Origin of the sequence: Streptomyces sp. NPDC096152, assembly GCF_044763235.1 — a bacterium.
In the GTDB taxonomy this organism is placed as follows: Bacteria; Actinomycetota; Actinomycetes; order Streptomycetales; family Streptomycetaceae; genus Streptomyces.
The window spans coordinates 314,196-328,019 of record NZ_JBIWFW010000008.1 but is presented as its reverse complement, the minus strand read 5'-3'; the positions used below and the strand labels follow the sequence as shown (position 1 = coordinate 328,019).

Annotated in this window: 8 protein-coding genes and 5 tRNA genes; 6 read left to right on the top strand and 7 right to left on the bottom strand. The window is 75.1% G+C overall.

What is annotated here, in order from left to right:
- Positions 1-65: 65 nt before the first annotated feature.
- The 5 genes from ACIQ9G_RS27360 (at position 66) to ACIQ9G_RS27340 (ending at position 536) form a co-directional block, all read left to right on the top strand.
- Positions 66-138: transfer RNA gene (locus ACIQ9G_RS27360), tRNA-Gly, on the top strand.
- 37 nt (positions 139-175) lie between these two features.
- Positions 176-249 (top strand) — tRNA-Cys (locus ACIQ9G_RS27355).
- 1 nt (position 250) lies between these two features.
- A tRNA-Val gene (locus tag ACIQ9G_RS27350) sits at positions 251-322 on the top strand.
- 36 nt (positions 323-358) lie between these two features.
- Positions 359-430 (top strand) — tRNA-Val (locus ACIQ9G_RS27345).
- A gap of 34 nt (positions 431-464) precedes the next feature.
- A tRNA-Val gene (locus tag ACIQ9G_RS27340) sits at positions 465-536 on the top strand.
- Between the two features lie 119 nt (positions 537-655).
- On the opposite strand, the gene ACIQ9G_RS27335 is transcribed toward ACIQ9G_RS27340, so the two are convergent.
- The 3 genes from ACIQ9G_RS27335 to ACIQ9G_RS27325 all read right to left on the bottom strand — a co-directional run bounded on the left by ACIQ9G_RS27335 (position 656) and on the right by ACIQ9G_RS27325 (position 2,564).
- A complete protein-coding gene (locus tag ACIQ9G_RS27335) occupies positions 656-946 on the bottom strand; it encodes a zf-TFIIB domain-containing protein (protein WP_356185352.1) in 291 nt (96 codons plus the stop codon).
- 80 nt (positions 947-1,026) lie between these two features.
- A complete protein-coding gene (locus tag ACIQ9G_RS27330) occupies positions 1,027-2,157 on the bottom strand; it encodes a phosphotransferase (protein WP_403614485.1) in 1,131 nt (376 codons plus the stop codon).
- Positions 2,158-2,357: 200 nt separating this feature from the next.
- Positions 2,358-2,564, bottom strand: coding sequence for a hypothetical protein (locus tag ACIQ9G_RS27325; protein ID WP_403614483.1), 207 nt, complete (start codon positions 2,562-2,564; stop codon positions 2,358-2,360).
- 602 nt (positions 2,565-3,166) lie between these two features.
- Between ACIQ9G_RS27325 and ACIQ9G_RS27320 the strand changes: the two genes are divergently transcribed.
- A complete protein-coding gene (locus tag ACIQ9G_RS27320; RefSeq protein ID WP_403614481.1) occupies positions 3,167-4,648 on the top strand; it encodes a protein kinase in 1,482 nt (493 codons plus the stop codon).
- 245 nt (positions 4,649-4,893) lie between these two features.
- Here the strand turns inward: ACIQ9G_RS27320 and ACIQ9G_RS27315 are convergent, their stop codons facing one another.
- From ACIQ9G_RS27315 to cobT, 4 genes are all read right to left on the bottom strand, one after another.
- Positions 4,894-6,624 (bottom strand): RecQ family ATP-dependent DNA helicase, encoded by a 1,731-nt coding sequence (locus ACIQ9G_RS27315; RefSeq protein WP_403614478.1) that lies wholly within the window; start codon positions 6,622-6,624, stop codon positions 4,894-4,896.
- Positions 6,625-6,760: 136 nt separating this feature from the next.
- On the bottom strand, positions 6,761-7,660 hold the full coding sequence (locus ACIQ9G_RS27310; protein ID WP_403614476.1) for a TrmH family RNA methyltransferase: 900 nt from the start codon (positions 7,658-7,660) through the stop codon (positions 6,761-6,763).
- A gap of 58 nt (positions 7,661-7,718) precedes the next feature.
- Positions 7,719-8,960, bottom strand: coding sequence for a uroporphyrinogen-III C-methyltransferase (cobA, locus tag ACIQ9G_RS27305; RefSeq protein ID WP_403614473.1), 1,242 nt, complete (start codon positions 8,958-8,960; stop codon positions 7,719-7,721).
- A 145-nt stretch (positions 8,961-9,105) separates the two neighbouring features.
- The gene (gene cobT, locus ACIQ9G_RS27300) at positions 9,106-13,656 is read right to left on the bottom strand and encodes a nicotinate-nucleotide--dimethylbenzimidazole phosphoribosyltransferase (RefSeq protein WP_403614470.1); all 4,551 of its coding nucleotides are present in this window, start codon (positions 13,654-13,656) and stop codon (positions 9,106-9,108) included.
- Positions 13,657-13,824 lie beyond the last annotated feature (168 nt).

Here is a 13,824-nt window from a genome sequence, read left to right as displayed (position 1 = left end):
ACTGGCCCCGGAATCCGCTAGAGTTCAACACGTCGCCGGGCCGCGGAAGCGGACCGAAACGACAGGCGGACGTAGCTCAGTTGGTAGAGCGCAACCTTGCCAAGGTTGAGGTCGCGAGTTCGAGCCTCGTCGTCCGCTCGAAGGAAGCAGGGGACTCCCGGTCCCCCGCGCTCCTGGTGGAGTGGCCGAGAGGCGAGGCAACGGCCTGCAAAGCCGTCTACACGGGTTCAAATCCCGTCTCCACCTCCAAGGACGATTAGCTCAGCGGGAGAGCGCTTCCCTGACACGGAAGAGGTCACTGGTTCAATCCCAGTATCGTCCACTGGACCTGCGGGTCCGCCGGATCCCCGGATCCTCCGCGCGATTAGCTCAGCGGGAGAGCGCTTCCCTGACACGGAAGAGGTCACTGGTTCAATCCCAGTATCGCGCACGCAGTGCCCGTGATCCTCGGATCGCGGTCCCGAGGACGATTAGCTCAGCGGGAGAGCGCTTCCCTGACACGGAAGAGGTCACTGGTTCAATCCCAGTATCGTCCACGCACCGAAGCCCCCGGCCGTCTCGTACGGCCGGGGGCTTCCTCGTGGTGCCGGCGGGCTGTCCGCGGAGGCGGCCGCCGCCCGTCCCCGGGGTCAGCCGGAGAACAGCATCCGCCGGGTCAGCTGGAGAACAGCATGTGGCCGAAGCTCTTGTGGCGGTGGTGGCCGTAGTGACCGTGACCGCCGCCGTGGTGGCCGCCGTGCGGGGCGCCCCAGGCAGGGGCGGAGGGGTACGCCTGCGGGGCGGGCGGGGCCGGCGGCGCGGGCTGGGACCACTGCGACTCCAGGCGGGTCAGAGACTCCAGCTCGCCGTAGTCGAGGAAGATGCCGCGACAGCCGCTGCACTGCTCGATCTGAACGCCGTTGCGGTTGTACGTGTGCATCGGCGCATGGCACTTCGGACACTGCATGGTCGGCTCAACTCCTCGCCGGTCGGTCCTGCTTCGGGTGTCGCCAGGACAGACTCTGTCCGGCCGCGGTCGGTTGCACCCTACTTCGGCACGCCGTGGGTCAACTCCGCCGGGATGCCCATCATTCGGTCACAGGCGTCCACCACGGCCCGCTCGACCTCGTCCAGCGGCCGGCCCGCCGCGGTCGCCCGGACGACGGCGAGGGCCGCGGTCTGGACGGTGAGCGTCCGGGCGGGTACGTCGAGAGCGGGCCAGGGATCGCCGTCCGCCGGCACGGCCGGGCCGCCGGCCGCCCGGTAGGCGGTCAGGAAGCGGGTCCACTCGTCGGGCGGCAGCAGCCCGCAGGCGAACCAGGCCGCCGGGCGGGCCAGGTCCCAGGCCGGTACGCCGGTGCCCAGGTCGTCGACGTCGATGAGCAGCCAGGGGCCGTCGGGCGCGGGGTGGCGCACGAGCTGACCGAGGTGCAGGTCGCCGTGGCAGAGGACGGCGGAGTCCGGCATGGGCGCCTCGCCGCGGGCCCAGGCGGGGAGGGTGTCCCAGGCCCGCAGCACGGGAGCCGCGGCGGGATGCCCGGGCGCCACGGCGAGGAGACGGTCCCGCGCCCGGGCGGCCTTGAGGGGGCCGCGCATGGGCGGCGGGACGGTGGCGGGACGGACGTCCGGGGCCCCGGCGCGCGTCGCGGGCGGGGTGACGGAACGGGAGTCCGGCTCACCGGGGCGCGTCGCGGCCACGGTGACGGAACGGGCGTCCGGAGGCCCGGCGTTCCTCGGGGGCGGGGTGACGGGACGGGCGTCCGGCGCGCCCCGGTCGCGCGCCGGGGGCACGGTGGCCGGGGCGGGGAGCGGGCTGCGGTGGAGGCGGGCCAGGAGGGTGGCGGCGGCTTCCCAGGGGGCGGCGTCCGGGGCGTCGGGGTCGACGGGGACGCCGTAGGGCCAGAAGGTGACGAGGCGGCCGTGCAGGTCGGCGGGGGCCGGGCACAGCGGGGGCAGCAGGATCCCGGGCAGCCGGGCCGCCACCGCCAGGCGCGCGGCCAGCTCGGCGCGGTCGGCGTCCGGGGCGTGGGCCTTGGCGACGGTGTCCGCGTGGCGGACGACGGTGCCGTCCGGGCGGTCGGCGAGGGTGCCCGCCGTCTCGCAGGCGCAGTCGCCCGCGCGCGCGTGGGCGGCGGCCCTCGCGCGGCCGGTCAGGGCGGGCAGCAGGTCTGCGGTCACGGTCCCCCCGGGTGGTCGGCACTGGGGGTGAGCGTACGGGGACGGGCCCGGCGGAGGGCGAGGGGCCCGGGGGAAAAGCAATGCCGGCGCAGCCGTTCGGCTGCGCCGGCATTTGTGCCGTCCGCCGCACCCCCGTCCCCACGGGGTTTCATGGGTGGATGTCCCCGCCCGGACCGCTCTTCCGGGCCTGGGGTCGCCGCTCAGCGCCCCAGCATCACGCCCACGGACGACGCCTGTGTGGTCACCGTCTCCCACCCGTCGAAGACGAGCAGGAGCAGGACCGCCAGGGGAAGGGCCATCAGCGTCGCCACCAGGGGGTGGCGAGGGCCCTGACGGCGGGGGCGGAACGCGGTGTACACCCGGCGTCCCTCCGTGCGGAGCCGTGCCCGCGGTGCCGTGTGGGCCATGGTCCCTCTCCCGACCTTTCGGTTGTCCTTCGGCAGCGGCGGGTGTCTGACCTCGGGGGACGAGTGCTGCACCCGCCGCTTGACCTCAAATCTAGGCGCGCGGCGGGCACCGGGCGTCATGCCTTCGTATCGATTGCCGGGCCTCCCGGAGGATGAGCCGTGACGCCGGGACTACTCCCCTGGGTGGAGACGCGCCGCCCGATCTCCGGGTCTTCCCCGAAGGGGTGCCCGATGCGCCCCGGCCCTGCCGCTCCGTCCGGCCGGGGGCGTGCGTGACTTCGCTCACTTCCCCGGCATTCCGGTGCACCTCGGACTCCCCGCCACGGCGCCTTCCGCCCGCCGCGGCCGCGCACCCGCGCACCGGGGCCGCGGCGCCCCCGACCGGCGCCATGGCACGGCCGACGGCGTGATCAACCACCCGTGTGCGGGCGGCGGTTGAGTTCCGACACTTCCTCAAGACCGGCCACCGGCCGCCTTCCTGACCGCACTTCAGCCGCACCGTGCGGCGGTCACAATCGTTCGGGACGAGAGGGCGCGGCCTCTGCGCGCGGACGGCCCCGGAAACGTAAGCTGTGGCTCGTCACAGGGACCGGGCAGCGGGGATGAACATGGCGATGATGCGCCTGAGGCGCGAGGACCCGCGTGTTGTCGGCTCGTTCAGGCTTCACCGACGGCTGGGCGCGGGCGGGATGGGCGTGGTCTACCTGGGCTCCGACCGCAAGGGCCAGCGCGTCGCCCTCAAGGTCATCCGGCCGGACCTGGCCGAGGACCAGGAGTTCCGGTCGCGGTTCGCCCGCGAGGTCTCCGCGGCCCGGCGGATCCGGGGCGGGTGCACGGCGCGGCTCGTCGCGGCGGATCTGGACGCGGACCGGCCGTGGTTCGCCACCCAGTACGTGCCCGGCCCCTCGCTGCACGACAAGGTCGCCGGCGAGGGCGCGCTCGGCGCGGCGGAGGTGGCCGGCATCGGGGCCGCCCTGTCCGAGGGCCTGGTGGCCGTGCACGAGGCCGGGGTCGTGCACCGGGACCTGAAGCCGTCCAACATCCTGCTGTCCCCCAAGGGCCCGCGGATCATCGACTTCGGCATCGCCTGGGCCACCGGCGCCTCGACGCTCACCCACGTCGGCACCGCGGTCGGCTCCCCCGGGTTCCTCGCCCCGGAGCAGGTGCGCGGCGCGGCCGTCACCCCGGCGACCGACGTGTTCTCCCTGGGGGCGACCCTGGCCTACGCGTCGACGGGTGACTCCCCCTTCGGGCACGGCAGCTCCGAGGTCATGCTCTACCGCGTGGTGCACGAGGAGCCGCACCTGCACGGCGTGCCGGACGCGCTGGCCCCGCTCGTCCGGGCCTGTCTGGCGAAGGACCCCGAGGAACGGCCGACCACGCTGCAGCTGTCGCTGCGGCTGAAGGAGATCGCCGCGCGGGAGGCGCAGGACCTGAACGACCTGCGCCCGCCCGCGCCGCGCTCCGCCGAGGCGGACCGCCCGACGGGGCGGCTCGTCGACACCTACCCGGACAACCAGCGCGGCAGCCTCTCCGCCCGGCAGCGGGCCGGCCAGCCGGAGCAGCAGCGGGGGCAGCGGCGCCCGCAGGGCTCTCCCGGCACTCCCGCTCCGCGCGGCTCCGTCCCGTCCTCCCGGGCCGGCACCCCGTCGCGCGCGGGCGGCGCGTCCCGGGGCGGGAGCGCCGCACGCGGGAGCTCCACGGCGTCCCGTACGGGCGGAACGCGGTCGACGCCGGCGCCCCGGGGCGGCTCCCGCTCGGGCAGCCGTCCCGTGCGCGCTGGCACCGGTCGGCCGGGGCCGCGGAACACGTCGACGGGGCGGCGGCCCGCCAACCCGCGGCTGCTGCGCCAGCGGCTGTTCGTGTTCGTGGTGGTGACGCTGCTGGTCGCGCTCGGCATCGCGGTGGCGCAGGGCTGCCAGGGACCGGCGCGCGGCCTCGGCGGCGACGGCGGCGGGGACCGGGTACAGCTGGAGCAGGTACGGCAGGAGCAGGTACGGCAGGAGCCGGAGCGGCGGGGAGCGTGGGACGCCCGGCCGGGCCGGCCGGTACCGGACGCGCGGCCGGCCGCCGCCGGCGAGTGACCCGGAGCGACTCTCCGTCCCCTCGATCACGAGGGGTTCGAGAAGTTCGGCGGTTCGGGCCCGCGCCGCTCCGGCACGTTCGGGCCCGCGCCGCAGCCGCCGGTCCGGCGCGCCGGTCTCAGGTGCGGGGACGGCCGGTCGCCACCGCGTAGAAGGCGACGGCGGTCGCGGCGCCCACGTTGAGCGAGTCGACGTGGGGTCGCCGTGGGAGCGCCGGAACGCGTGCCGACGACGTCGAGGCGGCGTCAGCCCCTCGTCGCGGCCGACGGCACCGGCGTCAGCAGGCCTCGCGCCTGGACGGCGGGGAGGGACAGCGTGCGATAGCCCACGCTCTCGAACAGAACCGTGATCCTGTTCCCCTCTTCGCTCATCACCTCACCCTCGCCCCACGTGCTGTGCCCCACCCGCGTCCCGGGCGGGAAGGCGCCGTCGGCCGCCACGGGTTCCAGCGGGTCAGGGCCCGTACCGGACAAGATGTCTCCTGTCCGGACGGGGGCCTCCTTCAACTCCTGTCTACGGGTGCATGTGTCGCAGCCCGCGCAGTCACCCTCTGCCAGACTCTCACCGAAGTACCCGAGCATATGGCGCCGGCGGCAGCCGTTCGTCTCCGCGTACGCCCGCATCATCTCCACGCGGGAACGCTCCAGGTCGACACGGGCGGAGGCGATCCGCATCGCCTCGCGGACGCACACGTCCCGCCGCGCTCCGGGCACGGCCCGGACGCCGCCGCGCTTCTCCGTCGTCACGGCTCCGGCCTCCTCCAGCAGGTGCAGCATCGACGTCAGCGGCGTCTGGGACAGCCCGGTGCGCTCGCGCAGAGCGGTCGCCGTGACCGGTCCCCGGTGCTCGCGCACCGTGTCGATCAGCCCGCCCAGCGCCTCCGGGTCGGGGTGAGCGCCCGTCCGGAACCGCTGCACGCCGAGGTCCTCGGGCCGGTACGCGAGGATCGCCCTCGACGGTTCCCCGTCACGGCCCGCCCGGCCGATCTCCTGGTAGTAGGTGTCGAGGGAACCCGGCACCGACGCGTGCAGCACGAAGCGGATGTTCGGCTTGTCGATGCCCATCCCGAACGCGGAGGTGGCGACGACCACGTCGAGTTCGCCGTCCCGGAAGCGGTCGTGCGTCCGGGAGCGCTCAGCCGCCGTCAGCCCCGCATGGTAGGCGGCGCTGTCGAATCCGAGCGCCGACAGTTCCTGCGCGTACTCCTCGGTCTCCCGCCGCGTTCCCGCGTAGACGATGCCCGGTTTGGCCTCGGCCGCGGCCCGTTCCACCACCCACCGGCGCTTCTCCGCGTTCTCCCGGTGCCGTACGACCTCCAGCGTGATGTTGCGGCGGTCGAACCCCGCGACCACCTCGCACGCCTCGTGCATGCCGAGCCGCTCCACGATGTCCGCCCGCACGGGGGCCGCCGCGCTGGCGGTGAGAGCGAGGAGCGGAGGCCGGCCGATGCGTTCGCGCACATGGCACAGGGACAGGTAGTCGGGCCGGAAGTCGTATCCCCACGAGGACACGCAGTGCGCCTCGTCGACCACCATCAGCGCGGGAGCGGCCGCGGCGATCTGATCCACCACCTCGTCCTTCGCCAGTTGCTCGGGCGAGACGAACAGAAAGTCCAGACTGCCTTCGCGTACGCGCTCCCACACGGCTTCGTTGTCCCGTGCGCGCTGCGCGGAGTTGACGGCCGAGGCGTCGGATCCCTCGATACGGGCGAGATGGGCGACCTGGTCCCGCTGGAGCGCTATCAGGGGGGAGACCACGACGGTCGGCCCCTCAAGCAGCACACCCGGCACCTGGTACACGGCGGACTTCCCCGCACCCGTCGGCATCACCACGACGGTGTCGCGTCCCTCCATCACGGCCGTCATGGCGGCGAGCTGGGACGGGCGCAGGCTCTCCCAGCCGAACACCTCACGGGCACAGCGGTGCAGGCGTCTCCTGAGTGACCTGGTCTTGAAGCATCCGACCTTGACACGCATAGCACTCCTGACGCCGCTCTCCAGTGGGGTTCGGCGCTCATGTACCCCCCACGGGACGAAAAACGGGCCGGCCGCGGGGAGTTCTCGTTCCGTGTGCCGTCGAAACGATCGGACGCGTGATCCTCGTCCTCCGGGGTCAGTCAGACCTCGGCCGGGTGGCGTAGAAGGCGACAGCCGAGGCGGCGGCCACGTTCAGGGAGTCGACACCGGCATCCATCGGGATGCGCACATGCTCGTCGGCGGCCCGTAGCGCGCCGGCCGACAGCCCTTCCCCCTCTGTGCCCAGCATCAGGGCCAGCTTCTCGTAACGGCGGTCGGCGAGCTCGTCGATGGTGATGGAACTCCCCGAGAGGCAGAGGGCCGCGAGCACGAAGCCGTGCTGCCGGACGACGTCGGCGTCACGCGGCCATGACTCGAACCTGGCGTACGGGACGGTGAAGACAGCCCCCATGGACACCTTCACGGCCCGCCTGTAGAGGGGGTCGGCACAGCGCGGGGTGAGAAATACGGCGTCCACTCCCAGAGCCGCCGCATTGCGGAAGGCCGCACCCAGATTGGCGTGATCAACGATGTCCTCGAAGATCGCAATACGACGTTGATCAGCACGCTCCTGTAGATCCGATGGCAACACCGCGCCGATGTCGGTGTGGTCGTCGACCGCCTCCATCACCACGACCCGGCGCGCGGTCCGCAGCAGTTCGCCCGCCGTGGGCAGCGGCTTGCGCCGCATGGAGGCGAGCGCGCCGCGGTGCACGTGGTAGCCGGTGACCCGCTCGGCGAGCTCCGGGCTGACCGCGTAGACCGGGGCCGCGAGCTCGTCGATGACGTCCCGCATGACGTCGACCCACTTGGCCGACAGCAGCATCGAGCGCATCTCGTACCCGGCGTCCCTGGCCCGGCGGATGACCTTCTCGCCCTCGGCGATGAACAGGCCCTCGGCCGGTTCGCGCCTGCGGCGCAGCTCGACGTCGGTCAAGCCCGTGTAGTCGCGCAGGCGCGGGTCGTCGGGGTCCTCGATGGTGATGAGATCGGCCACGGAGTGATACTGCCTCGTCCTGGGTGCGGTGCGGTGCCAACGGCTCGGTGGGGGCTGTTCACCCGGGGTTACCCGGTTGTCCGGGGCCGACCGCGACGACCTCTCCGACGACGATGACGGCCGGCGGCCTCACGTCCTCGGCGCGCACGGTCTCGGCGACCGTGGCGAGGGTGGCGTCGACCCGGCGCTGGGCGGCGGTCGTGCCCTCCTGGACCAGGGCGACCGGGGTGTCCGGGGACCTGCCGTGCGCGACGAGCGTCTCGGCGATCCTGCCTATCTTGTCGACGCCCATGAGGATCACCAGCGTGCCGGTGAGCTTCGCCAGACTCGGCCAGTCGACCAGGGAACGCTCGTCGTCCGGGGCCACATGGCCGCTGACCACCGTGAACTCGTGGGCGACCCCGCGGTGGGTGACGGGGATGCCCGCCGCGCCGGGGACCGAGATGGAGCTGGAGATGCCGGGGACCACCGTGCACGGGATGCCGGCCTCGGCCAGCGCCTGCAGCTCCTCCATGCCCCGCCCGAAGACGTAGGGGTCGCCGCCCTTGAGGCGTACCACCGACTTGCCCTGCCGGGCGTGCTCGATCAGGGCGGCGTTGATGGCCTCCTGGGCCATGTAGCGGCCGTAGGGGATCTTCGCCGCGTCGATCACCTCGACGTGCGGCGGGAGTTCGGCGAGGAGGTCGCGCGGGCCGAGGCGGTCGGCGATGACGACGTCGGCCTCGGCGAGCAGGCGGCGGCCGCGCACGGTGATCAGGTCCGGGTCGCCGGGTCCGCCACCGACCAGGGCGACGCCCGGGGTGCGGGTGCGGAAGTGCGGGGCGACCAGGGTGCCGTCGCGCAGGCCCTCGACGACCGCGTCGCGGACGGCCGCGGTGTGGCGCGGGTCGCGCCCCTTGGCCTCGGTGGTGAGCACGGCCACCGTGACGCCCTCGCTGTGCCCGGTGGCCGGGGTCCAGGCGGTCGCCGCGTCGGCGTCGTCGGAGCGGACGCACCAGACCCGCCGGCGCTCCGCCTCGGCGGAGGCACGGGCGTTGGCCTCGCTGTCGTCGCTGGCGACCAGGGCGTACCAGGCGTCCGCGAGGTCGCCGTCCTCGTAGCGGCGCCGTGTCCAGGCGATCTCGCCCGCGTCCGCCATCGCCTCGACGGAGGGGGTCGCCTCCGGGGAGACGAGCACGACGTCCGCGCCCGCGGCGACGAGTGCGGGGAGGCGGCGCTGGGCGACCTGGCCGCCGCCGACGACGACCACGCGGCGGCCGGTCAGACGGAGACCTACGGGGTAGGCGGGGTGTTCGGCCATGTGCGGTGCGGCTCCTCGTCCGGGCGGTACGCATGGGCGCTACGGCGCTGGAGCAGCCCTGACATGCGGATTTTAGAGGCGGTTTCAGCGTACGGCCGCGCCGGGGGCACGCGGGAGGGCGTACCCGCCGGGCGCGGCCGCCGGCTCACTTCTCGGTGACGCCGGCCGAGTCGAACGTCGCGACCTCGTGCATGGCCCGCGCGGTGCTCTGCACCAGCGGCAGTGCCAGCAACGCGCCCGTGCCCTCGCCCAGGCGCAGGTCGAGGTCGACCAGCGGGCGCAGGCCCAGCTTGTTGAGGGCGGCGACATGACCCGGCTCGGCGCTGCGGTGGCCCGCGATGCAGGCCGCCAGGACCTCGGGCGCGATGGCGCGGGCGACCAGCGCGGCGGCGCCGGCGCTGACACCGTCCAGGATCACCGGGGTGCGCAGGGAGGCGCCGCCGAGCAGCAGACCCACCATGGCCGCGTGCTCGAAGCCGCCGAGCGCGGCCAGGACGCCGATGGGGTCCGCCGCGTCCGGCTGGTGCAGTTCGAGCGCCCGGCGGACGACCTCGGTCTTGCGGGCCAGCGTCTCGTCGTTGATACCGGTGCCCCGGCCCGTGACCTCGGCAGGGTCCGCGCCGGTGAAGACGGAGATCAGGGCCGCGGACGCCGTGGTGTTCGCGATGCCCATCTCGCCCGTGAGCAGCGCCTTGTTGCCCGCCGCGACCAGGTCGCGGGCGGTCTCGATGCCCACCTCGATGGCCTTCTTGGCCTCCTCGCGGGTCATCGCGGGGCCGGCGGTCATGTCGGAGGTGCCCGCGCGGACCTTGCGGGGCAGCAGGCCCGGGGTGGCCGGGAGGTCGGCGGCGACGCCCACGTCGACGACGCAGACCTCGGCTCCCACCTGGCCGGCGAACGCGTTGCAGACCGCTCCCCCGCCGAGGAAGTTGGCCACCATCTGCGCGGTGACCTCCTGCGGCCAGGGGGTGACGCCCTGGGCGTGCACGCCGTGGTCGCCGGCGAAGATCGCGACGGCCGCGGGCTCCGGGATCGGCGGCGGGCACTGGCGGGACAGGCCGGACAGCTGCGCGGAGATGATCTCCAGCATGCCGAGCGCGCCCGCGGGCTTGGTCATCCGCTTCTGCCGCTCCCAGGCCTCGCCGAGCGCCTTGGCGTCCAGCGGGCGGATCTGGGAGACGGTCTCGGCCAGCAGGTCGTGCGGGTCCTCGCCGGGCAGCGCGCGACGGCCGTACGTCTCCTCGTGCACGACCCACGACAGCGGGCGGCGCTTGGACCAGCCGGCCTGCATCAGCTCGGGCTCGTCCGGGAACTCGTCGACGTATCCCACGCACAGGTAGGCGATGACCTCCAGGTGCTCGGGCAGGCCGAGGGCGCGGACCATCTCGCGCTCGTCGAAGAAGCTGACCCAGCCGACGCCGAGGCCCTCGGCACGCGCGGCGAGCCAGAGGTTCTCGACCGCGAGCGCGGCGGAGTACGGCGCCATCTGCGGCTGGGTGTGGCGGCCGAGGGTGTGCCGGCCGCCGCGGGTCGGGTCGGCGGTGACGACGATGTTCACCGGGGTGTCGAGGATGGCCTCGATCTTCAGTTCCTTGAACTGCTTCGCGCGGCCCTTCGGCAGCGACTTCGCGTACGCCTCGCGCTGGCGCATGGCCAGTTCGTGCATGGCGCGGCGGGTGTCGGCCGAGCGGATGACGACGAAGTCCCAGGGCTGCGAGTGGCCCACGGAGGGCGCCGTGTGGGCCGCCTCCAGGACGCGGAGCAGCACCTCGTGCGGGATGGGGTCGTTGCGGAAGCCGTTGCGGATGTCGCGGCGCTCGCGCATCACCTTGAGCACGGCCTCGCGCTCGGCGTCGTCGTAGCCGGGTGCGGCGGGACCGGTCGGCTGTCGTTCCTCTGCCACTGCGGCCGTGCTCTCTTCCTGGTCGGCGACCTGTGTGTCCAGGTCGTCCGCGTGCTGCACGACCTCGATCCGGGAGTCCCCGCCGGGCGCGGCGGGGACGGTGTCCGCCCCGCGGGGAGCGGGGAGGGTGACGACGGGTTCCGCGGGGCCCGTGGGGGGCTCCGCGGCCTGCCCGGCGAGCTGCTCGGCCGGGACGACGAGCGGGTGCGGCGGCGCCGGGGCCAGGTGCGGGGCGGTGGGCACCGAGCCCTCCACCGGCACGAACCGGCCCAGCGGCTGGCCCGGCTGCGCCTGAAGCGGCACGCCGGCCGGGAGGGGCGCGCTCTGGCCGGGGTCCTCGGCGTGGGCCGGCTCTTCCGGCGGCTGGGCGGCGGCCGCGGGGACGCCGTCGGCCGTGACCGTGGGGCCGGCCGGTTCGGCGGTGCCGGGCTCGGCGGTGCCCGGCTCGGCGGTGCCCGGCTCGGTGAACTGGGCCGGTGGCACCGCCTGGATGCCGGCCGGATCCCCGGGGGCCGCGGCTACGGCCTGCTGGGCGTCGGTGAGGGCGTCCTGGTCCTGCGCGCCGGGGACGGCGGAGTCGGCGGCGCCGGCCTCGCCCGCCTCGGAGGGCGGTGCCGGCTGCGGCAGCCCGTCCGCCTGCGCGGGCCCGGGGGACGAGGTGGGGTCCACCGCCTTGGCGGCGTCACGGGCGATCGCGGCCTCCAGGGCGGACTGCTGCGAGAAGTGCGGGAGGTGCGGGTCCGGCTCCGGCAGCGCGGCCGGGTCCTCCCCCGGTACGGCGCCGTCCGCGAGGTGGGCCGCGGGAACGGCGGTGACCGCGTCCGCGCCCTGCGGTTGCTCCGCCGGCAGGGCCTGCGCGGGCTGCGGCTCGTGGGTGCCGGGTCCCGCGTCGGCCGACCGCTGGGGGACCTCCGCGTCGAGAGACGCGGGGACACCCTCGGCGGGAATCGCGGTGCCCTCGGCGGGCGTCCGCGCCGGGTCGGCGTCCGCGGCCGCCGGCACGGGCGTGTCAGCGGGCGCGTCCGGGACTGGAACGGGGGTCTGCGGGGTGCCGGAGTCGGCTGCGGCCCCGGTCGCCCGCGGGTCCTGGGCGCCCTGGGTGTCCTGGATGCCCTGAGCGCCCTCGGCGGCGCCCTGGCCGGGCTCGGCGGCGGGCGCGGCCTCGTGGTCCCACGGGATCTGCGCGGCGCGGACGGCCTCCGGCGCCTGAGCGCCCTCGGCGGCGGCCGGGTCCAGGTGCTGCTCCGGTCCGGCGGCGGCCTGGTCCGGAATCTGGCCCTGGCCCTGATCGGCGGCGGGTGCGGCCGTGACCGCGTCGGGAGCCTCACCGGAGTCGGCCGGGACCGCGTCCGGGGACGGGCCCGCCTCGGCGGCGGCCGGGATCTCGGTCGGATCCGCACCGGCGACCTCGGCGTTCGCGGCGGCCGGTGCCGCACCGGTCTCCGACGCCCCGTCGGGCACGGCGCCGTCCGGGTTCCGGGCCGCCGCGGGGACCTGCCCGGTCTCCGTGCCCGGCGCGACCGCGTCCGGGGCCGGTCCGGCGTGCGCGCCGTCCAGTGTCACGTCGGCGTCGGCGGCGGGCACGCCCCCGGCCGTCGCCGCGCCCGTGTTCTCGGGCGGGGCGTCGGCCGCGGGCTCCTGCCCGCCGGGCACGGCGTGGCCGCCTTCCGGCTCCTGGCCCGGCGGGGAGGCGTGCGCGTCCTCCGGAGCGAGACCCCCCTCGGGCCCCTGACCGGGGCCGGAGACCTGTGCACCGTCCGCACCGGGCACCACCGTCGCGGCGGCGTCCGCACCGGGCGCCACCGGCTCGGCTCCGTCGGCACCCGGAAGCACCTGAGCACCGCCGTCCACCACCGGCACGGCCTGCGCACCGTCGCCCACCCCGGGCTGCGTCCGTACATCGCCGACCGCTCCGGGAACCGCCGCGCCCCCGTCCACACCGGGTAGCGCGGACGCACCGGCCACACCGGGCACCGCCGACGCGGCACCGTCGGTTCCCGGCACCGCCTGCACGCCGTCCGTGCCGGAGACCGGGTGCGCGCCGTCGCCGCCCTGCACCGCCCGCGCACCGCCGTCCGCCCCCGGTGTCACCGGCGCGCCGGTCTCCGGGTCGTAAGCCGTGGCGGCCGTGGCCGTCGGGGCGGGACCGGTGGCGGACGTCTGGGTCGCGAGGCGGGCCAGGGCGGCCTGGGCCGGTCCGCCCGCTTCCGCGCCACCCTCCGGAATAACCGTTTCCGCAGCCGGGACCTGCGCGCCGACCGGTGCCGGGGCGACCCCCGCGGTGGGGACGTACGCGCCCAGGGGCGCGACACCCTGCGAGGCGGTCTCGCGCGCCTGCTGGGCCTCGAGGTACTCCGGGCCGATCGTCGCCGGGCCGGGCCGGACCGGCGCGCCCGCCGGGCCCCGGTCGGCCAGGGAACGGACCGGGCTGGCGGAGGTGTCCGGGATCGGCGGGCCGAGGTGCAGCGGACGTCGCGGGGCCGCCGGCGCGGCGGGCGGCGCGTACGCCGGGTTGGGGTGCAGGACACCGCCGAGGTCGACGGAGCCGCTGTCACGGCCGGACAACTCGTGCGGACCCGGCTCGTGGACGGCCTCGACCACCGGCTCCGGGGCGGGCGGCGGCACCTCGTTGCCCCACGCGCCGTGCGAGCCGGGCAGCAGCAGGTCTTCGTCCTCGGCCGGGGTCTCGGAGAGGTAGGCGTACGACGCACCGTGCGTGGGGACGCCCGGCTGCTCCACCATGCCTGCGCTCTCCGGCAGTCCCTCGGCCGGGACCTGGCCGGTGTCGGTCATGCGTACCCCTCGCCCATCGGTTAAGTGCTTCTGCGACCAGCTCACCGGGAACGGCGCACCGACCGCCCCGCAGTGAAGAACGAGCGTGCGTGCCCAGCGGCACGAACGACCCGCCCGTAAAAGACGACAAAGCCATTGAGTGGCATTGTCGCGGGCGTGCCGCCGCCA